The sequence below is a fragment of the Streptosporangium sp. NPDC050284 genome, from assembly GCF_044459525.1.
In the GTDB taxonomy this organism is placed as follows: Bacteria; Actinomycetota; Actinomycetes; order Streptosporangiales; family Streptosporangiaceae; genus Streptosporangium.
Genome location: NZ_JBITIZ010000008.1, coordinates 341,408 through 366,131 on the forward strand (window position 1 = coordinate 341,408; position 24,724 = coordinate 366,131).

The 24,724-nt window shown below is 69.8% G+C and carries 20 protein-coding genes and 1 tRNA gene; 12 read left to right on the top strand and 9 right to left on the bottom strand.

What is annotated here, in order from left to right:
• Positions 1-53 precede the first annotated feature (53 nt).
• Entirely contained in the window at positions 54-1,262 is a 1,209-nt protein-coding gene (locus tag ACIBH4_RS21085; RefSeq protein ID WP_362765651.1) for an MFS transporter, read from the top strand.
• A gap of 74 nt (positions 1,263-1,336) precedes the next feature.
• Here the strand turns inward: ACIBH4_RS21085 and ACIBH4_RS21090 are convergent, their stop codons facing one another.
• Genes ACIBH4_RS21090 through ACIBH4_RS21100 form a run of 3 tightly spaced genes read right to left on the bottom strand, consistent with a single transcriptional unit; the run spans position 1,337 to position 4,223 of the window.
• Complete coding sequence (locus ACIBH4_RS21090) at positions 1,337-2,410, bottom strand: ATP-binding protein (protein WP_362508107.1); 1,074 nt, start codon at positions 2,408-2,410, stop codon at positions 1,337-1,339.
• Positions 2,407-3,921: a circadian clock protein KaiC gene (kaiC, locus tag ACIBH4_RS21095; RefSeq protein ID WP_362508110.1), complete on the bottom strand. Its 1,515-nt coding sequence runs from the start codon at positions 3,919-3,921 to the stop codon at positions 2,407-2,409. The genes ACIBH4_RS21090 and kaiC overlap by 4 nt, the downstream gene beginning before the upstream one ends.
• On the bottom strand, positions 3,918-4,223 hold the full coding sequence (locus tag ACIBH4_RS21100; protein WP_362508113.1) for a circadian clock KaiB family protein: 306 nt from the start codon (positions 4,221-4,223) through the stop codon (positions 3,918-3,920). Before ACIBH4_RS21100 ends, kaiC begins: the two co-directional genes overlap by 4 nt.
• Positions 4,224-4,655: 432 nt before the next feature.
• On the opposite strand from ACIBH4_RS21100, the gene ACIBH4_RS21105 reads away from it, so the two are divergent.
• The 3 genes from ACIBH4_RS21105 to ACIBH4_RS21115 all read left to right on the top strand — a co-directional run bounded on the left by ACIBH4_RS21105 (position 4,656) and on the right by ACIBH4_RS21115 (position 7,656).
• The gene (locus ACIBH4_RS21105; protein WP_362508116.1) at positions 4,656-5,309 is read left to right on the top strand and encodes a response regulator transcription factor; all 654 of its coding nucleotides are present in this window, start codon (positions 4,656-4,658) and stop codon (positions 5,307-5,309) included.
• 189 nt (positions 5,310-5,498) lie between these two features.
• Positions 5,499-6,380, top strand: coding sequence for a HAMP domain-containing sensor histidine kinase (locus ACIBH4_RS21110; RefSeq protein ID WP_362765647.1), 882 nt, complete (start codon positions 5,499-5,501; stop codon positions 6,378-6,380).
• A gap of 178 nt (positions 6,381-6,558) precedes the next feature.
• Positions 6,559-7,656, top strand: a complete 1,098-nt coding sequence (locus ACIBH4_RS21115; RefSeq protein ID WP_362765644.1) for a glycerophosphodiester phosphodiesterase — start codon at positions 6,559-6,561, stop codon at positions 7,654-7,656.
• Between the two features lie 147 nt (positions 7,657-7,803).
• On the opposite strand, the gene ACIBH4_RS21120 is transcribed toward ACIBH4_RS21115, so the two are convergent.
• Together ACIBH4_RS21120 and ACIBH4_RS21125 are read right to left on the bottom strand one after the other, a co-directional pair.
• The gene (locus ACIBH4_RS21120; protein ID WP_362508124.1) at positions 7,804-8,322 is read right to left on the bottom strand and encodes a cysteine dioxygenase family protein; all 519 of its coding nucleotides are present in this window, start codon (positions 8,320-8,322) and stop codon (positions 7,804-7,806) included.
• A gap of 157 nt (positions 8,323-8,479) precedes the next feature.
• Positions 8,480-9,508: an amidohydrolase gene (locus ACIBH4_RS21125; RefSeq protein WP_362508127.1), complete on the bottom strand. Its 1,029-nt coding sequence runs from the start codon at positions 9,506-9,508 to the stop codon at positions 8,480-8,482.
• Between the two features lie 212 nt (positions 9,509-9,720).
• Between ACIBH4_RS21125 and ACIBH4_RS21130 the strand changes: the two genes are divergently transcribed.
• Positions 9,721-10,713 (top strand): LacI family DNA-binding transcriptional regulator, encoded by a 993-nt coding sequence (locus ACIBH4_RS21130; protein ID WP_362508130.1) that lies wholly within the window; start codon positions 9,721-9,723, stop codon positions 10,711-10,713.
• A 43-nt stretch (positions 10,714-10,756) separates the two neighbouring features.
• On the opposite strand, the gene ACIBH4_RS21135 is transcribed toward ACIBH4_RS21130, so the two are convergent.
• Positions 10,757-12,307 (bottom strand): aromatic amino acid lyase, encoded by a 1,551-nt coding sequence (locus tag ACIBH4_RS21135; protein ID WP_362765641.1) that lies wholly within the window; start codon positions 12,305-12,307, stop codon positions 10,757-10,759.
• Between the two features lie 4 nt (positions 12,308-12,311).
• On the bottom strand, positions 12,312-12,692 hold the full coding sequence (locus ACIBH4_RS21140; protein ID WP_362508136.1) for a phage holin family protein: 381 nt from the start codon (positions 12,690-12,692) through the stop codon (positions 12,312-12,314).
• 788 nt (positions 12,693-13,480) lie between these two features.
• On the opposite strand from ACIBH4_RS21140, the gene ACIBH4_RS21145 reads away from it, so the two are divergent.
• From ACIBH4_RS21145 to ACIBH4_RS21155, 3 genes are all read left to right on the top strand, one after another.
• The gene (locus ACIBH4_RS21145) at positions 13,481-13,804 is read left to right on the top strand and encodes a hypothetical protein (protein ID WP_362508139.1); all 324 of its coding nucleotides are present in this window, start codon (positions 13,481-13,483) and stop codon (positions 13,802-13,804) included.
• Between the two features lie 87 nt (positions 13,805-13,891).
• On the top strand, positions 13,892-14,287 hold the full coding sequence (locus tag ACIBH4_RS21150; protein ID WP_362508142.1) for an OsmC family protein: 396 nt from the start codon (positions 13,892-13,894) through the stop codon (positions 14,285-14,287).
• A 478-nt stretch (positions 14,288-14,765) separates the two neighbouring features.
• Positions 14,766-14,842, top strand: a tRNA-Lys gene (locus ACIBH4_RS21155).
• Positions 14,843-14,994: 152 nt separating this feature from the next.
• Here the strand turns inward: ACIBH4_RS21155 and ACIBH4_RS21160 are convergent.
• Both ACIBH4_RS21160 and ACIBH4_RS21165 read right to left on the bottom strand, forming a co-directional pair.
• On the bottom strand, positions 14,995-16,761 hold the full coding sequence (locus ACIBH4_RS21160; RefSeq protein WP_362508145.1) for a protein kinase: 1,767 nt from the start codon (positions 16,759-16,761) through the stop codon (positions 14,995-14,997).
• Between the two features lie 6 nt (positions 16,762-16,767).
• Positions 16,768-18,168, bottom strand: a complete 1,401-nt coding sequence (locus tag ACIBH4_RS21165; RefSeq protein WP_362765638.1) for a DUF4407 domain-containing protein — start codon at positions 18,166-18,168, stop codon at positions 16,768-16,770.
• A 305-nt stretch (positions 18,169-18,473) separates the two neighbouring features.
• Between ACIBH4_RS21165 and ACIBH4_RS21170 the strand changes: the two genes are divergently transcribed.
• From ACIBH4_RS21170 to ACIBH4_RS21185, 4 genes are read left to right on the top strand one after another with little or no spacing between them, the layout of a single operon-like run.
• Positions 18,474-19,940 carry a hypothetical protein gene (locus tag ACIBH4_RS21170; RefSeq protein ID WP_362765635.1) on the top strand — a complete coding sequence of 489 codons (1,467 nt, stop codon included), beginning with the start codon at positions 18,474-18,476 and terminating at the stop codon, positions 19,938-19,940.
• Positions 19,937-20,956 (top strand): hypothetical protein, encoded by a 1,020-nt coding sequence (locus tag ACIBH4_RS21175; RefSeq protein WP_362508154.1) that lies wholly within the window; start codon positions 19,937-19,939, stop codon positions 20,954-20,956. Before ACIBH4_RS21170 ends, ACIBH4_RS21175 begins: the two co-directional genes overlap by 4 nt.
• Positions 20,957-20,976: 20 nt before the next feature.
• Entirely contained in the window at positions 20,977-22,899 is a 1,923-nt protein-coding gene (locus tag ACIBH4_RS21180) for a hypothetical protein (RefSeq protein ID WP_362765632.1), read from the top strand.
• Positions 22,900-22,913: 14 nt separating this feature from the next.
• Complete coding sequence (locus tag ACIBH4_RS21185) at positions 22,914-24,587, top strand: hypothetical protein (protein WP_362765629.1); 1,674 nt, start codon at positions 22,914-22,916, stop codon at positions 24,585-24,587.
• Positions 24,588-24,724: the final 137 nt, after the last annotated feature.

Below are 24,724 nucleotides of genomic sequence, written 5' to 3' on the forward strand. Positions count from 1 at the left end.
TGTCCGAACGGGGAGTCAGTGTGTCACGGGCGTCGATGTCGCCGATGTCGCCGATGTCGCGGGTTTTGCTCATCGCGGGGTTCGTGCTCGCGTCGCTCAACCTGCGGCCCGCGCTCGCGGGCATCTCCCCGGTGCTGGGCGAGATCATGGAGGACCTCGGGCTGAGCGCCGCCGGGGGAGGGGCGATCACTACGGTCATGGTGGTCTGCCTGGGCATCCTCGGCCCGCTCGCCCCCCTGCTCGCCCGCCGCTTCGGCCTGGACCGCACACTCCTGGCAGGGCTGCTGATCCTGGCGGCCGGGGTGGCACTGCGTGCCGAGGGAAGCGTCCCGGCCCTCTACGCGGGCGCGGCCGTCGCCGGTACGGCCATCGCGGTGATGAACGTGGTGATGCCCGGCGTGGTCAAGCAGCACTTCCCCTCGCGGGTCGGGCCGTTCACCGCGATCTACGTCTCCGGCCTGGTGCTGGGCGCCGCCCTGGCATCGGGTTCCGTCGTACCGATCGAGCGGGCCACCGGGCTCGGCTGGCGCGAGGTGACCGCGATGACCGCGATCCCCGCCCTGGCCGCGGCGGCGCTCTGGCTGCCCCAGGCGCTGCGCCGCCCCGCCCGCCAGGAGGCCGCGCCCAGGCCGTTCGCCCTGCTGCTCCGCAGCCGGGTGACCTGGTACGTCACCGCCTACATGGGCATACAGTCGCTGACCTTCTACATCATGCTGGCCTGGATACCGACGATCTTCAAGGACGCGGGACTCCCCGCCGACCAGGCCGGATACATGCTCAGCCTCACCAACCTGGCCCAGGTGGCGGCCACGCTGACCGTCCCGGTGCTCGCGGGACGTGCCCGCTCCCAGGTGCCGTACGTCACCGCCGCGACCGTTCTCACGATCGCCGGATACCTCGGTGTGCTGGTCGCGCCCGCCGCCCTGCCGTGGCTGTGGATGATCGTCCTCGGGGTGGGGCAGGGCGCCTCGATCGCGCTCGCCCTGCTCATCATCACGCTCCGCGCGCCCGACCCGGTCTCGGTGACCGCGCTGTCGGCCGTCGCCCAGTCCGTCGGCTACACGCTGGCCGCGCTCGGACCGCTCCTGATCGGCGCGCTCCACCAGCTCTCGGACGGCTGGACACTGCCGCTGCTGGCCGGGCTCGGCGCGTGCGCCCTGCAACTGGGGGCCGGGTTCATGGCGGGGCGCCCTACCGGGCAGACCGGTACGGGCGCCCCGCAGGGAACCCGGGCGGCCAAGGATTCGCCCTCCCCGGCCTGACCCGTCGCCCCCTGGGGATCGGCGGAGCGGCTCAGGGTTTGACCCGTCGCCACCCCGGGGATCGGCGGAGCGGCTCAGGACGTCGGCTCTCGGCGCAGGCGGAGACAGAAGCAGGCGCCCCCGTTCTTGCCGGGTTCGTACCAGGCGTCGCCGCCGTTGCCCTGGGCGAGGCTGCGGACGATCCAGAGCCCCAGCCCGGTTCCCTCCGTCTCCTGCTCGACCGCCGGCGCCCGGCTGAAGCGCTCGAACAGCCGGGGCACGAAACCCTCCGGTACACCCGCCCCCCGGTCACACACCCGCACCTGGACCCAGCCGGACCGCCCGAACGCGGACATCTCGATCGGTGGGTGCCCATAGGTGAAGGCGTTCTCCAGGTAGTTCTCCAGCATCGCCGAGAACTCCTTGCGATCGACCATGGCCACCAGTTCGGGATCGCAGGACAGGTGCACGTCCTGGGATCGCTCCTCCAGCTCGCCCAGCCGTTCGAGGATGAATTCGAGCACGGGGACGCGTTCCAGGGAGGCGGACGCGCCCCTCGCGTCGATCGTCGACGCGGTGAGGAGCTTCCGGACCAGCCCCTGGAGACGGGCCGTGCGATCGGCGATGCGCTCGATGATCTCGGCCCGCTGCTCCTCGGCCAGCGCGACCAGGCGGTCACGGAGCACGTCCACCAGCACGCTGATCGCCGCAAGGGGATTGTGGAGTTCGTGGGCCGCGATCGCCACGGCGACGTTCTGGCGATCCAGGGCCGCTTCCATCTCTCGCTCCTCGCGCCTCTGGCGGGTGACGTCGCGGAGTATCGCCACGTAGAGATGCTCGCCCTCCAGGGTCGTGGTGGTGATCCGCATCTCGACCACCCGCCTGCGTCCGCCGGGCAGTATCAGGTCGATCCCGGTCGCCGTGCCGGCGACGAGGGGGAAGCCGAACAGGGTGCCGATGAGTTCCTCCGCCGTGCGGGCGAAGAGTTCCGCGGCGGCGGGGTTGCAGAGCCGGATCACGCCTTGCTCGTCGACCGCGATGATCCCGTCCGCCGAGGCCGACACGATTACCTGGTTGATGTTGCCCGGAGTTCCCGCGTCGTCGGGCCGCCCCGGCTCGGAGCCCGCGGCGGCCCCGCCCTCGGCTGAGGGATCCCCTCCGATCCTCACCCCGGGGGCCCTTCTGCCGCCTCGGATCCGGGTACCCACAGGGTCGCGGGACTGATGTCCCCGGCGAGGATCTGGGAGATGCCCCGCAAGGGCTCACCGATGTGCATGCCGGTGCCGTCGATCGTCACCTCGCGAATGCCTTGGTCGTGGGCGGAACCCCGTGTCTGGAGTACGGCTATCGCACGCTGGATCGCCCCGACACGCTCGACGTATTCGAGCAGGACCCAGACGTCGGCGAAGCCGGCGATCTCCGCGGTCGTCGGCGTGCCCGTCGCCATGACCCGCCCCGTGGGTCTCGCGGTGATAAGTGTGGTGATCTCGTTCTGGCGAAGGACCGCTCCCAGCGCGATGACGAAGTCGAGCAGTGCCCGTGGTGTGACGACGCGTTCGAGCGCGGACAGCGTGTCGATGACCAGCCGACGGGGACCGAACTCCTCGACGGTCCGCCTGAGCTGGAGAAAGTGATTCTCTGGTGACGCCACCTCCGGGTAGTTGGAGATGACCCGGAGCAGACCCGACGCCTGCATGGACCTGATGTCCAGGCCCCAGCCCTCGGCGTTGCGGAAGAGTTGCTCATCGGTCTCGTCGAAGGTGCAGAACAGGCTGCGCTCGCCCGCCTCGAAGGCGGTGGCGGCGAAACGCAGACCCGCCAGCGTCTTGCCCGTGCCGGTAGGGCCGGACATCAGGACGATCGCGTCCCGGTAGAAGCCGCCGCCGCACATCTTGTCCAGTTCGGCGTTGCCCGACGAGACACGGTCCGGTGACGCGCGGCCGGAGGACGCCAGGAACGCGAGGGGAATGACCACGATCCCGTCCTGCGGGTCGATGGTGAAGAGCCATTCCCCGGAACTGTGCGGGGCGCCGCGGAACTTGACGATCTCGACGGTACGGCTCCGCCGCCCCTGTCGCAGGACGTTGCGCAGGATGACGACGTTGTCCAGCACGAATTGTTCGACCCCGTAGCGGGTCACGCCGTCATACTCGGCGGGCCGCTCCGCGGTGAGCACCGAGGTGACCCCGAGCGTTTCGAGGACGGAGGCGATCCGGACCAGTTCGTGGCGGATGGTCTCGACGCCGGTGAAGCGGGTGAAGATCGCGCCGAGCGAGTCGAGCGCGACACGGCGGGCCCCGGTCTGGCGGACGGCGTGCTGGACGCGGGCCACCAGCGCGCCGAGGTCGTAGGACCCTACGGTCGGCTCCTCCTCACCGATGCCCATTGACGCGTCGACGAAGGCCCACTTCCCCTCGTCCTCCCACTGCTCGATGGGGAAGCCCAGCGAGGCCGAGTTACGCCGGATATGGCTGGATGTCTCCTCAAAGGTGACAAACACCCCCGGCTCGTCGAAGCGCATGATCCCGCGAGCGAGAAACTCGACGGCGAACAGTGTCTTACCGCTGCCGGTCGTGCCGCTCACGAGTGTGGACCGGTTGGCGGGCAGCCCGCCCAGGGCGATGTGGTCGAAACCGTTGATCCCCGTGGGCATCTGCTCGATCGTTGCGCCGCCGCTCATCGTCGTGGCCTTTCCGAGGGCGGTTCTTCGAGGACCGGGAAGCCGAGGGCGACGGCGGCGCGGTCATGGTCGGACAGGTCCCCGATCACCCGTCGTTGCGGGGGCGGCGCGAGTCTGATCACCGTCGGGGTGGCCAGGATCCGTCCCTCCTCCGCCAGGTCGGGTCGTTCGGCGGCGTCGACGACCTCGACCTCGTACGTGCCGGACAGGCGGGCGTCGCAGAGGAACCGCAGGTTCACCTCCGCAGCCTTGGACCGTTCCGTGTTGCCGGCCACGTACAGTCTGAACGAGTAGGTGGTCACCTGGAAACTCGTCTCCAGCCTGCGCGAATCCCAAACGGCGCCCCCGGGGGATGTGCCGCCGCCCGTGCCCCATCGGGGGTGCGGAAGGGCCGCAGCGCGCACCTGGATCAGATGAGCACGACCCTCCCCGGTACCTCGCATGCTCATCGGTCCCCGCGGTCACACCCGCCGCACGGTGACTCCCGCGACTCCCGCGACTCCCGCGACTCCCGCGACCCCGGTGACCGGGTCCGGCGGGCCTTGCCCACCGCCCCGCGCCACGAGTAGCGTCGTGACCAGGGTTTTCGGACAGGCTGTGTCGGCCGTTCGGCCTGTTTCACGCCCCCGACCCCTGATTCGCCCGCAGGGCCACGGGCCCGGGGAACCGTATGGCGGCGAGGGCCGCCCACGAGCCGGGAGGCGTTCACGGTCCAAGTGAGCAGGAGTCATCCGATGACCCGAGTCCTCGTGGTAGAGGACCAGCGGGCGCTTGCCGGCGCCCTTGAGATCGCGATCGACATCCAGCCGGATCTGGACTGTGTGGGGGCCGTTGGAACGGTCGAGGATGCCGTGCCCCTCATGAAGGCACACCACCCTGACGTGGTGCTCATGGACATCCACCTGCCCGACGTCGACGGAATCGAGGGGACGAGGCGGATCAAGGCGGCCTACCCGGATACCCGCGTCCTCATTCTGACGGGAGACGCCACTCCTGATCTCTTCACGGCCGCCGAGGCGGTGGGTGCCGCCGGATTCCTCGCCAAGGACGCGACGTTTCCGGCCATCCTCAGAGTGATCAGGGCTTCGGTCGACGAGAAGATCATCATGGTTGAGGGGGAGACGCTCGAAGTGCTCCTGCGGAGCCCCTCACCCGATACGCCGCCCCGAGACGGCCGTGAGAACCGGGCGGGGCTCACCATGCGCGAACTGGAGGTCCTCGGGTTGATGGGGGAGGGGCTCGCCCCCCGGGCGATCGCCGCACGGCTCGTCGTCAGCCCGCACACCGCTCGTGGCCACGTCAAGAACGTCATGGCGAAGCTGGGCGTGCACAGTCAGCTTGAGGCGGTCGTCGTGGCTACCCGGACGGGTCTCCTGCCAGGCCGGTAGGCGTACGGCCGAGCCGCAGGGGCGAGATCCGACACGCAGGGGTCCCCTCCGGAGGAGGTCGCCGATCCACCCCATCTGGGGGGTGAACATCGGACCGCCTGGGGGTGGCGGGGCCGCTCGCCGTCCTCCTAGCGTGGTGACCACGCACCGCACACTGCCAAGGCTTGGTTGCGGGAAGGAAAAGCTGATATGAGGGACATGGCCGGTCTGTGTGACTGCGTCGATGATTTCGATGCGTCTTCAGACCTCGGGCACGGGTGCCACGAGACCCCCGAGCTCTCCGACGGTGTCGAGGTCGCCCAGACCGTCGCCCGCACGCTGAAACGACTCAGGCAGGCGCTGCAGCAGCAGCGTCGGTTCGCCTCCGACGCCTCACACGAGCTGCGCAACCCCGTCGCCGCGCTGCGCGTGGAGCTCGAGGAGGCTCAACTGCATCCCGGCGATCACGATCTGAGCGAGGTGCTCGGGCGCGCACTGAGCGACGTAGATCGACTTGAGGCGATCATCGCCGACCTGCTCACGCTCTCCAGGGCCAGGGAGAACACGCCGATCGAGTGGGAGCCTGTGGACCTGGCACAGCTGGTCCAGACGGAGATCTTCCGGCGGACGGACCGGCTCGGCGTCCAGTTGCGGCTCGTACCCGGGGTGAACGTCAACACGGTCCGTCTCCAGCTCGCCCGGGTGCTCGCCAACCTGCTGGACAACGCCCAGAGGCATGCGAAACGAGTGGTGCGGGTCGAGGTCACCCATAACGCGCACACTGCGGAACTGTCGGTCTCCGACGACGGAGCGGGGATCGCAGAGGCCGACCGGGAACGGATCTTCGAACGGTTCACCCGGCTGGACGCGGCCCGCAGCCGCGACCGCGACCGCGGCGGCACCGGCACCGGCCTCGGCCTGGCGATCGCCCGCGAGATCGCCGAGGGCCATCGGGGAACCCTCAGTGTCCAGGACTCCCCCATCGGCGGCGCGTGTTTCGTGCTGCGGCTCCCGCTCACAGAACCCTCCGGACTCCCGTTTCACGACGGGCACGACGCCTTCGGGGGGCAGATGCCCGGCAACCCCGTGTGACCTTCGCGCACCTGAGGTTCGGGCCACCGGGTCAATCATGGCGAGCTTCAAGAAGACCACCAGGCCGGTGCCCCGAGGCCGTTGACTTTGTGACCCGCTGTCCTTGTGGCTGACTGTGGCTGACTTCCTTTGCGAGTCGTCGCCCCGTTGGTCATCGGGTGCCTCTACCGTCCTGAACATGATCCGTAGGTTTCAGGGCGTGCTGCTGGCGGTCCTCATGACCGGTACCGTCGCCTTCGTGCTGCCAGAATCCGAACCCGCGATCGCCGAGTCCCGCGCCGGTAAACCCGTCATCATCGGCCACAGGGGCGCCAGCGCGCACCGGCCAGAACACACCCTGCTCTCGTACGAGACCGCGATCGCGCTGGGTGCCGACTACATCGAGCCCGACCTGGTCTCGACGAAGGACCACGTGCTGGTGGCCAGGCACGAGAACGAGATCGGCGGCACCACGGACGTCGAGAGCCACCCCGAGTTCGCGGGGCGCCGGACGACCAAGACCGTCAACGGCGTCTCGATCACCGGCTGGTTCACCGAGGACTTCACACTCGCCGAGCTGAAGACGCTCAGGGCCGAGGAGCGCATCCCCGACCTGCGTCCTGGCAACACCGCCTTCAACGGCCTCGCGGAGATCCCGACCTTCGACGAGGTCGTCGCGCTCGCCAAGCGGAGCGGGGTCGGCGTCTACCCCGAGACCAAGCACCCGAGCTACTTCGACTCCATCGGGCTCTCCCTGGAGGAGCCGCTGCTGGCGGTGCTCGGCCGCCACGGCTGGCGCGGGAGCGGCGACCCGGTCTTCATCCAGTCCTTCGAGACCGCCAACCTGCGCGAGCTGAGAGAGAAGACCAGCTTGCCGCTGATCCAGCTCGTCACCGCCACCGGCGCCCCGTACGACTGGGTCGCCGCCGGAGACCCGCGCACCTACGACACCATGGTCACCCCCGCGGGGCTGCGCGAGGTGGCGGGCTACGCGGACGGCATCGGCGTCGACACCAGGCGGATCGTGCCCGCCGGACCCGACGGCCGCCTCCTGCTGCCCACCACGCTCATCCGCGACGCCAACCGCACCGGCCTGAAGGTCCACACCTGGACCGTGAGGAACGAGAACGCGCAGCTCCCGGTGGACTTCCGGCTCGGGAACCCGGCGAGCCCGGCCTACCCGCGCGCCACCGGCGACGTGATGGGCTGGCTGGAGAGGCTCTACTCCCTCGGCGTCGACGGCGTCTTCGCCGACGACCCGGGCATGGCCAACGCCGTCAGGGCGCGCGTCTTCTAGACCGTCAAGCCGCTGTAACGAAGGTATGAGTCCGCGGTGAGGCGTCCGGTCCTACGACCGCCGCACCCGTGAACGACGGGTGCGGCGGTGAGGGCGGGGACACTCGGGCCCCGAGTCGGTCGGCGAGGACCGACCCGGTGGCTCCCGTCAGGCGACGCCGGCCATCTGCTCGGCGTCGTCCATCGGACGCAGTTCGTCGGCGTAGCTGACCGAGACGCGGCGCATCACTCCGCTGTCGCTGATGGAGTACTGGCCCAGGCGCCACAGCGGCGGCGAGTACGCGTGGATCGAGACGCTGCCGTGAACCGCGCCGGTCAGCCGGTGGATGTGGTCGGGGCCGAAGGAGAAGGACTCGCCCTCCGAGATCACGGTCTCCAGGTGCTCGCCGCCGATGCGGGGGTTGCACTCCAGGAGCGTCCCGGCCACCACGCGCACCGCCCCCGAGGAGGTGTCGTGGTCGTGCCAGCCGGTGTCGTCCTCCGGCCGCCAGCACAACAGCCAGACGTCCACGTGGGAGTCGCGGTAGAGGGAGGCGAAGTGGCGCCCGCCCTCCTCGGGGAAGTCCACCTGGTCCGCCCACCGGGACGGGTCGGCGGCCAGCTCGTTGACCAGGTCGAGGAGTTCGCGCCGGTCGAGGGCGCGAGCGGGCAGGGCCTCGTAGCTCATGAGGTCTCACCGCCGAACGGTCCGGAGACCGCGATGTCCACTCGTCCGGGGTGAATGGCGTGACCGGTGCGGTCGGCGGGCCGGGCGGCTCGTGCGCGCCGCGGGCTCGCGGCTCTGGTCGCCGGGAGCGCACAGCTCTCGCGGCCCTGGTACTGGTTCACTTGCGCGACTCCTTTCCGTTCAGCAGGCGGTTCGGGTTGGTGACCGCGATGGCGTGCCAGGCGGCGTCGCCGAGCGCGGGGTCGGGGGCGATGGCGTAGGGCTGGTCGGAGCCGCTCACCACGATGTCGACGCCGAGTTCGCGGACGATCGCGTCGATGGCGCGCGGGCCGTAGGAGGAGGTCTCCAGGAACAGGTCGGGATCGACCTGTCCCCGGCCCTTGCCGCCCCGGTTGGCCAGGCGCTCGGAGTGGAGCGGGGCGAGCCCGGCGAGCAGCGAGAAGCAGACCCGCAGGCGGGGGTGGCGGGACCGTCCGAAGGCGGTGAAGGCGTACCACGCGGCGTGCATCTGCTGCACGTACGGCACGACGGCGGGCCACCAGCCGGGCCCTTCAGGATCGGTGGCGGGACCGGGGTGCACGAAGAGCGGCAGGTCGCGCTCGGTGAGGATGTCGAGCAGCGGGGCGACTCTCGCCAGGCCCGCGGCGTCGCGCACCGCGGTCGCGGGCAGCTGGAGCCCGACGAATCCTGGCCGCGCGCCCCGCGTGCCGCCCTCCGTCTCGCGGTCCTTCGCGTCGTCTCGTACGCCGTTTCCCGTGTCGTCTCCCGCCGCGCTCCGTACGTCGCGCCGGGCGACATCTCGTGTGTCGTCTCGCGCGTCGCCTCGGGTGTCGAGGGTCTTGGCGAGCCTGGCGGGGTCGATCTCGCTGAGGCAGGTCGCCGCCCAGGCGCCGAAGGGCGCGGGCAGGGCGAGGGCGTCCTCGTGGTAGGCGTCGATGATCGGCCAGGCGTCCTCGGGAGGCAGGGACTCGATGCCGAGCGGGCTGGACAGCGACACGAGGGCGAGGTCGAGATCCGCGTTCAGCGCGAGGCGCCCGGCGAGGTCGTGATCGGCGGGGTCGACCTCGTAGGCGGGCTCGCCGCCGGTGTGGAGGGTCCAGCCGTCGAGCCGGGGCGCGGCCGTGCGCCGTCTGAGCGCGTCCACGAACGCGGGCGTCCACAGATGCTGGTGAACGTCGACGGTCACGACGGATCTCCTCCTTCCACGCTTCACGGCATTCCCTACCTAGAATACGGGTAAACACTCTCACCTTGCCACATCCAACAGTGACACGGTTCAGTGAACCGCTTCAGTGAACCGCTTCACCCCGTATCGTGTCAATACCTCCCGCCGCCCTTCGACGCCTCTGATCGCGCGAGGAGCACGCCCCCGAAGGTCCCGGGGAATAGGGTGGACCGATGCCCCAGCCCCGGAAACGAGCGACCATCCGTGAGGTGGCGAAGGCCACCGGTCTGTCACCGGCCTCTGTCTCCTACGCCCTGCGCGGCATGCAGGTGTCGGAGGAGACCATCGAGCGGGTGCGCCGGGCCGCGGCCGAGCTCGGCTACGAGGCCGACCCGATCGCCCGGGCCCTGGCCAGCGGCAGGACCGGCATGATCGGACTGCTCTGCGGTTCCCTGGAGGATCTCTGGCAGCAGGCGCTCGCCGTGGGCATCGGCCGCGCGCTCAAGGACAACGACCGGTACGCCCTCATCCTGGACGCCGCCGGAGACCCCGCCAGGGAGAAAACGCTCGCCAGGCAGCTCCGCGACCAGCGGGTGGACGCGCTGATCGTGCAGCCGGTCGACCCCGCGGCGCCGCTCTGGGCCGAGCTGTGCGAAGGGCTGCCGGTGGTGTCGATCGGCGACGCCCTGGCCGGGGCACGCACCGCGGGCGAGGTCGTCTTCGACAACCGGGCCGGGGTGACCCTCGCGCTGGAGCACCTGCGCAAGCGGGGTCACCGGCGCCTGGCCGTCCTCACCTCGACCCGGGCCAGCACCCCCGACCGGCCCGCGGACGTGCACGTCATGGCCGAGGCCGGGCGGCTGGGACTCGACATCGAGATGGTCACCGCCTCGCAGTCGCTGGGACCGGCCACCAGGGTCGCGGGCGAGATGCTCGACGCCGGACACCGGGCGTTCTTCTGCTTCGCCGACTCGATCGCCTACGGCGTCTACGCGGCCTCGGCCGAGCGGAAGCTGGGCATACCGTACGAGGTGTCCGTGATGGGCTACGACGACCACCCCATGTCGGGCCTGCTCACCCCCGGCCTGACCACGGTCGACTGGGACATCGACGGCATCGTCCGCGCCGCCGTCCGTATCGTCGTGGCCGCCGCCGACGGCACCGCCACGCGCCGCCGCCGTATCGTCCAGGCCCCCCAGCTCCGCGAACGCGGCTCGGTGGGCTGAGCCGGTCACGTGAACCTCGCGGGTCGTGAAGAACTCGGAGGTCTCAGGGGACGAGACCGGGCAGGAGCCCGCGTGCCGCGTCGAGGTCGGCGTCCAGGGGGCGGTCGCGCATCGCCGGATCGAGTGGCAGGTCGCAGGGCAGGCCGCGCTGCCGCAGGGCTCGTACGGAGGCCACCAGCTCGCACGCCAGGACGATCTCCAGCGGTTCGGCGGCGGCGAGCGCGGAGCGGGCCGCCTGTGGGGTGAAGCTCGCGTGGTCCTCGGTGCCGAGGGAGAGCACGGCTCCGCCCAGGGTGACCGGGGCGGCCAGGTGGCGCAGCTCGGCCAGGGCGGAGTGCGCGACGTATTCGAGGATCATGACCCCGGACAGTCCCGGACGCTCGGCGAGGAAGGGGAGCAGGCCCGTGTGGGCCGGGTCGTTCAGGGTGGCGAGCCTGGCCGCGCTCAGCGTCGCGGTCTGCACGAGCGCGGCCCGCAGGGCGTCGAGGGCGAGCGCGACCCGCGCCGAGTGGAAGTTGCCGTTGTGCCAGGCCCGGCCGCCGGCGATCAGCGGGTTCTCGGGAGCCGCGTTCATCTCCTCGGTGATCGTTCGTTCCGCTCGCCCGAGAGCGTCGAGCACGGCTCCGTGGACCTGCGGAAAGGCCCGGTAGCCGTACGGGTCCTGGACGCGGCGCGGGCTGGTGGGGCCGACCAGGGCGCGCAGCCCGGCCGCTACCTCGGTCTGCTCGGGGCCGCGTTGCACGACGGGGGAGAGCGGTTCGAGCGAGGCCTCGATCGCCCGGAAGGAGCGGGCCGCGACCGCCGTGGCGGCGGACAGGAGGACTCCCAGGCGGTGACAGGCCAGCGCCGCGTCCGCCAGGGTCGCCGCGCCCGAGCTGATGAACGGCAGCGCGTCGACGGAGGCGAGCGCGAACCGGGGCACGGGATCCCCCTGCCGCGTCCCCGGAGGGCTGCCCTCGGCTCGTTCCCAGGAACGGGTGTCCCCGATTCCGGCTCGGGCCCCGATTCCGGCTCGGGCCCCGATTCCGGCTCGGGCCCCGATTCCGGCTCGGGTCCCGGTCCCGGCTCTGGTCTCGGACTCGGTCGGGGGATTCCCGGTGTCCCCGGCTCGTGCCTCGATCCGTACGGTGTCCGAGGGCCGGGTCCAGGGAAGCTCGCCGAGGAGGCAGAGCGCGGTGGTGGCGAGGGCGGTGAGGTCGCCGGTGCCGATGGCGCCGTAGGTGCGGATCGGTGGGGTGAGACCCAGGTTGACGGCGGCGGCGAGAACGGGAAGAAGGGCCGGGTCGACTCCCGAGCCGCCGGCCAGCAGCTGGTTGAGACGGACGACGAGGGTGGCGCGGGCGCGGAACGCCTCGATCGTCGGCCCGGCGCCGCCCGCGTGGCTGCGGAGCAGGTCCAGGCCGGTGTCCTCGGTCTCCACGTCCTTGTTGGCGCCCACCCCGGTGGTCCGGCCGTACACGGGCCCGTTGAGCAGGCCGGCCATCCGCCACGCCGCCTGCGCGCGGGCGGTGGAGCCCAACGCGATCCCGGAGCCGTGGGCCGCCCGGTCGACCTGCTCGCAGGTCAGGTGGGCGCCGTCAAGGACGAGGGTCATCCGCTCAGTCGCCGACGATCGCGTCGAAGATCAGGTCGAGCAGCCAGCTGACCAGAGCGATGACGATCGCTCCCCAGAACGCGGCCCAGAAGCCGTCGACGTGGAAGGGCAGATGGAGCTGTTCGGCGATCCAGCTGGTCAGCAACAGCAGGCCGGCGTTGACCACCAGGGCGAACAGGCCGAGTGTGAGGATGTAGAAGGCGCAGCCGAGCGTCGCGATGATCGGCTTCAGGACCGCGTTGACGACCCCGAAGATGAGGGCGACGGCGACGAGCGTGCCGATCTCCTTGGTCGGGGTCGCCGCGGACACGGCGATACCGCTCACGAGTTGGGTCGCCGCCCATAGAGCGGCTGCTACAACCACTATTTTGATGAGTATTTTCACGTTTCGGCATCCTCGCATGGATGGTGGGACGGGTGATAGATCCACGTCTTGAGAGTGGATATATGCGTATAACAGGGAGTCTGCTGTATCGCCCCGGCATCTGCGGCTCCGATCGTCACCGGGTGACACGGAGGCACCGGTCGCCCCGATCGGCGGGACGGCGAGCCGCCCCCGGCTCCCGTGGAGAGTTTCGCATCCGTGACCGTATGCGGTCATGAAAGTGGCGAGATCCTGTCAGGCGTGCCGTTCCTCGGCGGGAAGGACCTCCGCCGGGTGGGAGAGTCCCAGGTGAGGAGCACGAATCGCCGAGGAGGGCCTCATCATGTCCGACAACCGATCGTCCGCCGGCCGACAGGGGGAGCCGTCCGCACGAACCGGGAGGAGCCCCGGGGTGGAACCCGGGAAGAGTTTCGGGAGGGGCCCCGAGGAGGGAGCCGGAACGAAGCCCGAAACGAAACCCGGTGCGGAACCCGGGACCGAATCACGTCCGGTCCCCAAGCCGGGACCTCCACCCAGGCCGGGGCCGGTTCCCAAGCCGGGGCCTCCTCCGAAGCCGGGCCCGGGGACCAAGGCGGGGACGAAAGCCGGGCCGGAGACGGAAACCAGGCCGGCGGACATGATCGATGAAGAGGGTATATGACTCCGTGAAACCAAGATCACCTTAGTCGGGACCGTGGTCGACGGCCGGAGACCGCTCTTCGGACGTTCATCGACATGCTTTCGCGGCGCCACCACGGGAAAGACACCGCTCCGGCCGACGCGTTGACGGTGCATACCGTCAATTGCGCATGATGGTCATATTCTCGGGGCAGAAGGGGCGTGAGGGGGTGGGTCTGTTGGAAACGGACGAGCTTGAGACGCTGTCGGCCCAGGAACTGCATGATCGCGCGGTGCACTACGCCGTGCACCACGGAGATCTCGGCTTTCTGTGGGAGTTGCTCACGTTGATCCCCGCGGCGAATGCGTCCACGGGCAGCGAGACTGAGACGACCAACGACCTCAGCAAGGTCTCGGCCCTGCTCAGCGATGCGATGGCCTCGGGCCACGGAGAGCTGGGAGAGGCGTTGCGACCGTTCTACATCGAATACCTCTCCAAACATCCCGAAGCCTGAGGGAGTCTCCTTCCTGCCTCAACCCGGGCGTTCCTCCACCTGCGCGCCTCTGTAGGGTGATCGGCAGGTTCTCAGGGGAGGGACGCCATGGCACAGGTGAGAGTGGAGCGGACCGAGGACGGGTTCGTGGCGCGCAACGACCGCGGAGCCGAGGTCGCGATGGGCGGCGGTGACGAGCAGGGGGTGTTCACCCCCGTCGAGCTGCTGCTCGCCGCGCTCGGCGGCTGCAACATCGTCACCGTGGAGCCGCTCACGGCCCAGCGCGGCCACCGCATGGTCCGTCTCGCCATGACCGTCCAGGCCGAGAAGATCGAGACCTCCAGGCTGGGGCCGATCACCATCACCTACGACGTGGAACTGCCCGAGGGCGACGAGAAGGCCGCCGAGGTCTTCCGCGCCGTGGCCCACCGCGTCGAGGAGAAGTACTGCACGGTGAGCCGCGCTCTGAAGGACAATACCGAGATCAATCTCGAACTCCCCTGACGACCCCGCCGGGCGCCCCAGCCGATGCGCCACCGACCCCCAACCAATGCGATCGCCTCCTCGACGGCACGTTTCCCCATGCCCGCAGGGCTGACGGCGCTTCGGTGATACCGGGTCAAGGTTGGGTGTAGGCGCAAAATCAACCTTTGGATGACGCGCTCGTTGCATTTGACTAGGTAGTGTTGTTGCAGGTCGAGGGGTCTGCGAAGCCCGGGGGGAGCGTTGCAGAGACTTTTCACCGGATAAGAACGCGAGGGGGATCGCGTTCCTGAGCGGAGCCGCCCGAGTCTTGGGGGAGACGACGGCAAAGCCCGCGAAGAGGCCGGGGCCGGACAGTTGGGGGACTGTCCGGCCTCGCGTCTGTTCAGGGGCAGATTCGGATTCCGGGCGATTCACGGGAGGATCCGGACAAGGGCCGACCGGGATCAACCGGGGTGCGAGCGCGCTGAGGCTGCTGCTAGAGTTACCTCCGTCGCAAGCGCCGCTAGCTCAGTTGGTTAGAGCAGCTGACTCTTAATCAGCGGGTCCGGGGTTCGAGTCCCTGGCGGCGCACCACCGGCTCAAGCCGATGACCTGGGCACCTTCCGCATCGCGGAGGTGCCCTCAGTCATTTCCGGCCCCGCCCGGTCCCTGTCAGGCCTTCATCCGGCCGTCGTCCGGCTCCCACCAGACCTTCACCCGGTCCTCACCCGGCCATCGTCCGGCGGTCACCTCCGGCCACCGCCCGGGTTTTCCGGGCGTGCCCCTCCCGCGCGCGGCCGTTGCTCCCTCGGCGGACGCATATGGCGCAGGACCTGAGCGCGTACGGCGTCGTCGAGCCCGTTGAGCAGGCGGTCGGCGCGGCCGTCGGAGGAGGATCCGAGCAGTCCGGCGATGACGGCCGGGGGCAGGTAGCCGAGCACGCCACACGCCCTTTTCACCGGCATCGTCTCGATCAGGCGGATGGCGAGCGGGCTCGCCGAGAGGGCGCGGACGATTCCGGCCGTGGTCCGCGTGTCCGTACACGCGAGGATCTTCGCGGCCTCACCGGGGGGAACGGCGCCCAGCAGTGCGCCGCCCCGCCCGGGATCGATGTGGCTCAGTGCCTGGCCCGCGCGGGTCGTCCCCATCGCTCGCAGCATCGCGGCGGCCTCCTGAGGCTTGGCCGCCATCACGTTCAGCACGGCGCCGCCGGTCCTCGCCGGAGCCGCGTCGAGGATCGAGGCGGCCCTCACTGCCGACAGTTCCCGCAGGATCGCCGCCGCGACGTCCGGCTCCATCCGGATCAGCACCCGCTGGGCGCTCTCCGTGGGAAGGCGGGCGAGCAGCCGCGCCGCGGGTGAGGCCGCCATGGCGCCGAGAACCCGTGCGGTTTCCGCCGGATCCATCCCTCCGAGATCCACGGACCTCTCCGGCGTGCGATCCGCGACTCCGGGCACGGGGCGGCGCGAGGGGGAGCGGGTGAGGTGGGGGGAGGGAGGTGAGGGGTTCGCTTCGTGACGGGGTGATGGAGGCGAGGGGGTGAGATCGGGTGGAGGAGAGGCGGGGGACGCCTGGCGATGGTGCGGCGGGGGAGACGCGGGGGTCGCCTCGCGGCGATGCGGTGGAGGCGAGGGCGCGAAGCCGGGAGAAGGAGATGCGGGAGCGGACCTGGATCGGTGCTGCGCGGGGTGGCTCCGGGGGGTGGCGACGATCGACCTCAGAACCTCCCTGAGCTCCCAGGCGTCCATCCGCCGTTCGGGGGCCTTGCGCAGCAGCCTGACGATGGCGTCGGAGAGCGGCCCCGTACGGGTGAGGGGGGGAGGGGCGTCGAAGGTAATGGCCTTCATGGTGGCCGGCACGCTGCCGCGGAAGAACGGTGAGTGGCCCTCCAGGGCGTGGAAGAGGGTGGCACCCAGGGACCACAGGTCGGCGGGCGGCCCCGGGGGGAGGCCGTTGATCCGTTCGGGCGCCATGTACTCCAGGGTGCCCGCGAAGGCGTTCTGCGAGGTGAGGCGGCTCTCGCCGACGATATGGGCGATGCCGAAGTCGACGAGGAACACCTCGTTCTCCTCGCCGAGGAGGATGTTGGCGGGCTTCACGTCGCGGTGCAGCACGTCGACCCGGTGTGCGGCGGTCAACGCGGCCAGCACCCGCCCGCCGATCTCGGCGATCCGGCGCTCGTCGAGGGGACCCTGCTCGATCAGGTCCTGGAGCGAGTGGCCCTTGACGTGGGCCATCACGATCCAGGAGAGATCGTCCTCCACGAACACGTCGTAGACCTCGACGATGCCGGGGTGCCTGATCCGCGCCGCGGCCCGCGCCTCGCGCAGCACGCGTTGGCGGCGCACGGACAGGGGCTCTCCGTTCGGTGACAGGACGAGCTCCTTGAGCGCGACGCGGCGGCCGAGCACCTCGTCCTCGGCGAGCCACACGTTGCCCATCCCGCCGCTGCCGATCACGGACAGGAGCCGGTAGCGGCCGTTGACCACGCGGCCGTTCGTCTCGGGGGTCACGCAGGATCAGTCGTCGTCATCGGGGAACAGCTCGATCCTGCCGGGCCGCTCGCCCGCAGGGCCGCCGCCGGAGTCGGATCTGCCGAACACCCGGGTGTTCGGCATCGCGCGCAGCATGTCGTCCTCGGCGGAGTAGTGGTCGCCGTCCAGGGTGCGAGGGTCGGTCATACGCGCGGTGTTCGACGGCCCGGCCGGAGTCTGCACCCTGTGAGCGGCGCGTAACGGGTCTGGCTCCTCCCAGATATCCCATATCGACGCGGGGTCGTCGGGGTCCTGCCGTGTCGCGGAACCCGGTGAGGGGATGGCGGAACCGAACTGGGAGCTGTAGCTGTCTCGCGCGTCGCGGAACTCCTGCTTCGCCGCGAGGTTGAGAATCTTCTCGTAGTTGCCCGGCTTCTGCATCAGCTTGACCGCGACCGGCAGGCACTCGATCAGCAGGAACAGCAGGATCAGCAGGAGGTGGGTCGCCCTGAGGGTGATGTCCTCACCGGACACCTCGTTGAGGGCCTGCAGCCGGATCAGCAGCCCGCCGGTGGCCCGGTTCTCCGCGTCGAACGCGTTCTGCAGGTCGCTCTGACGCCGTACGGCGGCGTCGAGCGACTCCTGGGTCCTGGGCAGTGCCTGCCTCGCCTGGGCGAGGCGCTCTGACCTGCTGTTCTCGTCCGTGGCGGTGAGCTCCGCCTTGCGCTCCTCGATCTGCCGGTTGAGCAGGTCGACCCGGCCTTTTGCCTTCTCGTAGGTCCTCTCGCTGGCCTGGGCGAGGGGGCCGTTGCCCTTGCGCGGACACGTCTTGCCGCCGTAGAGCTGGCACTGCCACTCGTCGTAGAGCTTTTCCGCCTGCTTCTGCTGGGCGTCGCGCTCGGCCGTCAGTGACTTGACCTTCGGGTCCTTGGAGGGATCCAGCGGGACGTCGCCCTCCGAAGTGATCACGTTCTGGAGAGCGGTCACCTCCTTGCGGAGGTCGCCGACCTCACGCCCGACGCTGCCCGCGCTCTGCCGCGTGGCGAACTCGTTGGCACGCTGCTGTTTGATCTGGACGATCTGCGCGTCGATCTCGGATTTGAAGATCTGCAGCACCAGCGGGGTGGAGATGACGATGCCGAGCAGCAGGGCCATGAGGATCCGTGGCAGGGCCACCCGCCAGCGGCGCGACCCGTCGGCGTGCATGGTGCTGACCAGCCAGCGGTCGAGGCTCATGATGGCCAGGCCCCAGACGAGGCTGGCGGGGATGGCGATGAGGAGGGAGACGCCGAGCGCGGAGTTGAGGGCGAATGTCATCGACACGACCGCCAGCACGCTGGTGGTGAGCACCGCCCCGCCGATGCCCTCGAACTTGCCCTGCTCGGTCGGGCAGAGCTTCAGGATTTCTGGGCGCGCGCCGGACAGGGCAATCAGGAGTGTCCTCATCTATTCCCCTTCCGAATGGCGCTCGAACCGGCGGCTATGAACTTTAGATCACGAGCGCGGGGCGTCGCCATGACATGGACACTATTATAATTCCGTAAGGTGTGATTCCTTATACCGCAGGGAAATCAAGCCCGGGGAGCGTCCCGGAGATGATCATTGTGAGGCCGTCGCGACCTTGACAAAAGGCGGAAAGGGAATTACGCCGCAGATGTTCGGGAATTCGCCGGGGGCTTCGGGAGGCGGGCGGAGTCGTCGCGCCGATGGTGCTCCGTGCCTTTCTTCAGACGCGTTACGGAGGCCATCAGGTGACCGAGCCGGGTGAGGTTCCGCTCCGCAAGGCTCTCGCCGGGGCGGTCGCGGGACTCGACGAGTCCGGGGGGCTGACCGTGGTGGAGGTGGCCGCCGACGGCATCACCACGTTCCACCTGCGCCGCGACGACCTGGGCAGGCCGCGCTGCCGGTTCACCCCGGTGATCCCGTGGACCTCTCTGTCGGGGGAGGGCGGGCGCGATTTCGCGCGGGGTGACCTCACGTGGCAGGACCCCGCGCGGCGTGATGCCGCGAGGCAGGACCCCACGGAGGAAGCCGTCCTCCGCGCCGCGGGCGTCCACTCCCGCGACGTGCTGATCCTTGTCTGCTCCTTCCCCGACAGTCCTCTGGCCGGGCAGGCGATGGCCTGGCTGCACGCGGCGTGCCCGGAGGCGATGGCCTTCGTCCAGGCGGACGTGCGGGTCGACGCGCTGCTGCGCGAGGTCGTCAGGAACGACCCGCTGGACCGCCCGTACGAGTTGGTCGTGCTGAGACGGAGCGCGGTGACGGGTGGGCTTGAACTCGCCGCTCACCAGCTGTTCGGCATCGGGGCGAGGCCAGGCGCGGTCGTCGAGGTCAGCGCTCGCTGTGAGGCGGGTGACGAGAGGGGCACCGCGTTCGCCGTGGTGGCCTGGGGGCACAGGCCGCTGCTGCTGTCGGTGCAGTCGGCGAGGCTCGTCCCCGGCCGTCACGATTTCACGGTCGAGCTGGAGAGACCCGGCCGGGTCCGTTTCCTCGGCCTGCCGGGGCTGGTGGACGACGACCGCAGCTGGGCCGACCTGGTCGAGGCGGTCCCGCGCCGGCTCGACACCCGGGACGGCTCGCGGCACCTGATCTGCGCGGTGGAGATCAGCGGTGCTCCGGATGACGTCACGACGCGGCTCGACCGCATCCGTCAGATGATCACAAGGATGTCCGCGGACCCCTCGGGCTTCCTCCAGGTTTCACTGGTCACCTACGGTGCGCACTCCTACGACCGGAGGGTTCCCGAGGCGAAGGTGGAGGTCGCGGACTGGTTGGTTCCTCCCGGGCAGGCCCTCGCCTCGCTGTCCCGCCTGGAGGAGCGCGACCCGGCGCCCGAAGGCCACCCGCACGGTGCGCAGCTGGAGGACATGCTCGCCGTGGTGGCCGGCCGGATCGGTGAGGGAGAGGCCGAGCGGACGGTGCTCCTCACGGTCGGCGACCGGCCGCCGCATCCGGCCAGAGTGAACGGGACGATCCTGCCCTGCCCGTATCGGCACGACTGGCGCGCGCTGCTGCGCCGGCTCGGACAGCACCCCGGCATCGCGTTCGGAGCGATCTGCGACCGAGACGTCGGAGAGGCCGACCCCGTCTGGTCCCGCCTGGGCGCCACCGCGCTGACCTGGCTGGACGCCCTGGACATCAGAGAGTTCGGTGCCGAGCTCGGTCTGACGGCGCCTCAGGACCAACCGATCCCCTTCCCCCTGATTGAGGTGCCATGACGAACATGTGGAGCGGGCAGCGCGTGGCTCCCGACCTCGGATCCGAGCGTTCGCTGCCCAACATCGCGATGTGGGGCGCTCCGGGCAGTGGGAAGACCACACTTCTCGCCGCGCTCAACATCGCCCTGCTCCGCCAGGAGGGCGACTGGAGCGTCGTGGGCGCGGACGCCCAGTCCACCAGCTTTCTGACGGAGAAGACCACGGCGCTGTCGCGGGACAAGGTGTTCCCTCCGGCGACGCAGGGGCTGGACAACTACAACTGGTTCCTGGTGGGGCAGCACAGGCGGCGCGCACGCTGGTTCCGCAGGTCGAGGACGACCCGTGCCCTCAAGATCGGCATCAATCTCCTCGACCCGCCCGGCGGGGCGTTCGGCAACCAGCGAGGGGGTGGCGCTTCCCAGCAGGACCTGCTCCGCAACCTGGTGCACAGCAGGGGCATCGTCTTCCTCTTCGATCCCATCAGGGAGAACGAGGACGGTGACGCGTTCGAATACTTCTACGGGGCCCTGGCCCAGCTCGCCGAGCAGGTGATCGCCGGATCCGCGGTGACGGACGGCAAGCTGCCGCACCATCTCGCGGTCTGCATCACCAAGTTCGACGACTTCAAGGTGCTGGAGACGGCGAAGCGGCTGAGGTTGCTCACGACCGACCCCGAGGATCCCTTCGGGTTTCCCCGGGTGGCGAACGACGACGCGAAAGAGCTGTTCCAGCAGCTGTGCAGGGTGTCGGCGAGCGGAAACGCGGATATGGTACTGAATGCTATTGGGCGATTTTTCCGTGAAGACCGAATTAGGTACTTTGTCACGTCATCGATTGGTTTCTACGTCGGCCCGAAGAACAAGCTCTTCGACATGGACGACTATCAGAATCTTGTTCCGATGATTTCCCGGCCGGCGGACGGTGAGCCGGCCTCCGAGACCCGATACAACACCGAGATCCGGATACGCGGCGAAGTGCGCCCCATCAATGTGATGGAGCCGATGCTCTGGCTCGGACAGCGGATTTCCGCGCCGTAGCCGATCAGGAGGACTGGCCGATGAGCACGGTGCGCCTGCCGTTCGAATGGGCGGTCGGGGGAAAGCTCCCCGGCAGCGGCGACGACTACAGGATCCTCGCCTGCAGCCAGGGGCTGCTCAGCCGCGACGACTTCGAGGACATCAGGACCGTCTACACGATCGGCACTCCCGAGGAGCTGCCCCAGGTCGTGATCGCGTGGGTGGGCAGCGGGGATGACGCGCACCTGGTCCTGGCCATCCAGAGCTGGTCGGACGAGGAGGACAGGCGGCACCGCAGGATCGCCCGCACCCACTACTTCTGCGTGCCGTACGCCCACATCGCCCAGTCCGCCTTCCCGGTGTCCTACGAAGATCTCTACCAGGCTCTCGGGGCGTTCCCGATGGACACGGAGAGGCAACTCGTGGTCCCCGTGCCCGCGTTCGACTCCGGCGCGGTCGCGGCGAGGATCAACTGGACGGCCATCTGCGCGGCCGCGCTGCTCATGACCGGTCAGCACGTCTGCGTCGTGGGTGGCGAGGCCGTTCCGATGATCGAGCGTCTGCGATTCCTCGACACGGTGGCCGCGCTGCTCCCGTACGGCATGCGCGCGAGGCTGACGGCGTCGACCTGGGCGAGCAGCACCGCCGACCACAAGATCAGACTCGCGTTCACCCAGCACGTCCCGGCGGGGACATACCCGGTCGTCTGGGGGCGGCCGGCGGAGATCCCCGATCGGGAGGAGGACGCGTACCGTTACCTCACCCTGCTGGCGCGTCACGATCCGGACGCCGATCTGGTCGACTGGCTCGCCTCGCGGACCGAACCGCTCACGTTCGGCAAGAACGGCAGGGCCCGTGCGCTGGACCTCCTACGGGGGTTCAAACCCTCAGTACCCGCACTCATGCCCCCGCCCGTGTCCCCGCGCGCTCAGGACTCGGTGGAAGGGCTGCTGACCGAGTGCGCCGACGTCCTCGAACGCGGCGGGACGGCCGAGATCAGGGATGTCCTCGAAAGGCTGGACGACGCTGTCGCGAACCGAGGGTCGGCGATCTCGGACGACGAGCGGGCCCGGTACCAGAAAATCATCAGGGACCGCCGGCTGCTGCCGCCGAAGGACGGTCTGCCCGAGGAACTGCGGGCCTACCTGCTCGCGGTGATCCAGATGGCCGGACACGGTCCGCCGGCCCCGTCCGCGCCGCGGACGGACGAGGTCGCCCGGGAGGTGGCCCCGCCGGTCAGGGTGTCGACGACGGCGATCGTCCACAGGCCCTCTCCCGATCCGGTCGCCTCCATGAAAACGGCGCACGACCAGGGTAGGGAGGAGCTGGAGGAGATACTCAGGCCACTGCAGACCAGGGACCTGGTCGCGATGGCCGCACGGCAGCCCTACGACATGCGGGTGATGGAGATCGCCTGTGACGAGCTCGTGAGGCGGGGTGGCGGCGATGCCGAAGACCCCCAGATCGCCGAGGCCCTGCGCGAGTACGGTTATCTCGCCGACGCGATCAGCGGGCTTCATCCGGCCGGAGACCGGGCCCGGTTCGAGAGGCTCTACCGCCTGCTGAGGGCGGCCTACGGGCCGGAGTTCGGCCCCAAGCAGTTCGAGGAGGTCGTCCGTTCCTCGGGCTGGCAGTCGGCGCCGCTGTTCGCCACCGCGGCGTTCCTGTTCGGCAAGGGCGCGGGGGACGCCCTGAAGAAGTCCGCCATCAACCTCGTGCGCGATTCGGGACTCGACCGCAAGGTCATCGAGGAGATCGAGAGGTCGCTGCTCGAATCCGAGTCGGGTGTGGGCCACCTGATCGCGGCCGATCCGCCGAGGAAGAAGCGGAGGCAGTGGTTCGGGCGCGGGCGACGAGGCAAAAGGGCCGAGTATCCCGTGCCCCCCTTCACCCTGTACTCCGTGATCGTCGCGCTCATGATCATCGCACTCGTGGAGCTCTTCCTGCTCTTCCCGGACTTCTGAGTGGGAGGCCGGCCATGCCGATAACCGTCGAGTGGGCGCTGTGGGGCATGTCCCCGGGAAGCAAGGGCCTGCCCGAGGTCCTGTCCTGCGGTCAGGGACGGATCCCCCGCTCGGGCTTCTCCGAGCTCGTCGAGCGGTACGCGATGACGACCCCCAGGCAGCTCCCCCAGGTGACGATCGCCTGGGCCGGCGCCGCCGAGGACGCGCACATCTTCCTCGCCGTCCAGGAGTGGTCCGGCACGTTCGACGGGTTGGGCCGGGAGATAGCGGTCACCCGCTGCTTCTGCGTGCCCTACGCGCAGGCCGCCTTCGGCCCCGTCTCCTACGAGCGGCTCTACCGGGCGCTGAACGATCAGAGACCGCCGGACGGCGGTCCGCTCGTCATCGACCCGCCGGCACTGGACGCCGAGGTCACCGCGGAGGCCGTGGACCAGACCGTCATCGGCGCGGCGGCCCTCCTGCTCACGGGGAAAAAGGTCTGCGTCGTCGAAGGCGGCGGAGCGTCGCTGCTCGACCGGCTCAGGTTCCTGGACACGGTGGCCGCGCTGCTCCCGTACGGCTTCAGGACCAAACTGATCGCCTCGACGTGGGCTCCCCTCGCGACCGGTCACCGGAGCAGGCTGTTCTTCGCCGACCACCCGTCGGAGAACGCGCTCACCATCACCTGGAAGCAGGGGGTGAGCGTTCCCGAGAGCCATCCCGTCGCCCACCGCTATCACGAGATGCTGGCGAGCGGGATGGAGAAGGGACTCGCCGGGCTGATCGCGCGGTTCGCCCGTGACACCGGGCAGCGGAGGTTCTCCACGGAGGACCTGGAGGTCGTCCCTTCGATCGTCGAGTCCGGTGGCGAGCCCACCCACACGTCGATCGACGACCTGCTGATCGCCTGCGCCGACAGCATCGAGGAGGGGCAGGTCGGCCTGATCCCCGATCACCTGGCCCGGCTCGACGCGCTGCGGGGTTCGGCCGCGGTGAACGGCGGCGTGCGTCGCCGCCGCAACATCGTGAGCGACCGCCGCCTCCTGGCCAGGAGCCCCGTCCTGGTCCCGTCGGTCCAGGAGCATCTCTACGACCTGGTGCTGAGCGTGGCCTACGGGCCCAAGCTCACCGTGGACGGGCTTGAGCAGATCCTCAGGGACGTGGATCCGGTTCCCGCGCGGCTCCTGACCGCGCTGTCCCGGATGCCGGTGGCCGACCCGGCCGTCACGGTGAGGCTCGCCGGCCGCCTCGACCCGCGCCGGTCCGCGCCGGCCCTCGCGTCGCTCTCCGTCGAGAAACTGGTCGAGGCGGGAGACCGGGAGCCGATCGACACCTCCGTCGTGCGGCTGGTGTGCTCGGAACTCGCGGCCCGCTGCGCCAAGCCCTCACAGCGGGCCGGCATCGGCACGGCGTTGCGGGGCCGCGCACGTCTCAGGGCCGCGATCGAGCGGCTTGAGGGGACCGACGCGGACAGCCGGTTCGAGAGGTGCCTCGTCCTGCTGGTGGCCGACTACGGCTCGTCCATCGACTCCGACGAGTTGCGGGAGGCCTTCACCTCTCACACCGAGGTGTTGCCGGTACCGCGGCTCGCCGCGCTCGCACTGCTGTGCGACGCCCCCGCCCGACAGCTGCTCGCGCAGCTCGTCTTCCGCGAGCTACTCGTCCAGGGGGGCATCACATCAAAGACCTTCGAGAAATTCCAGCTCTAGCGATGACAACCCGGAGGATCCCGATCCGTCGCGCACGCACGTTCCCCTGTCACGGAAGCAGCACGCTCACGCGCCGCCTCGGATCACCTACCGCGCACGCCTCCGGCCTCGGACCGGGGAGAGAAGGACCCCGGAGC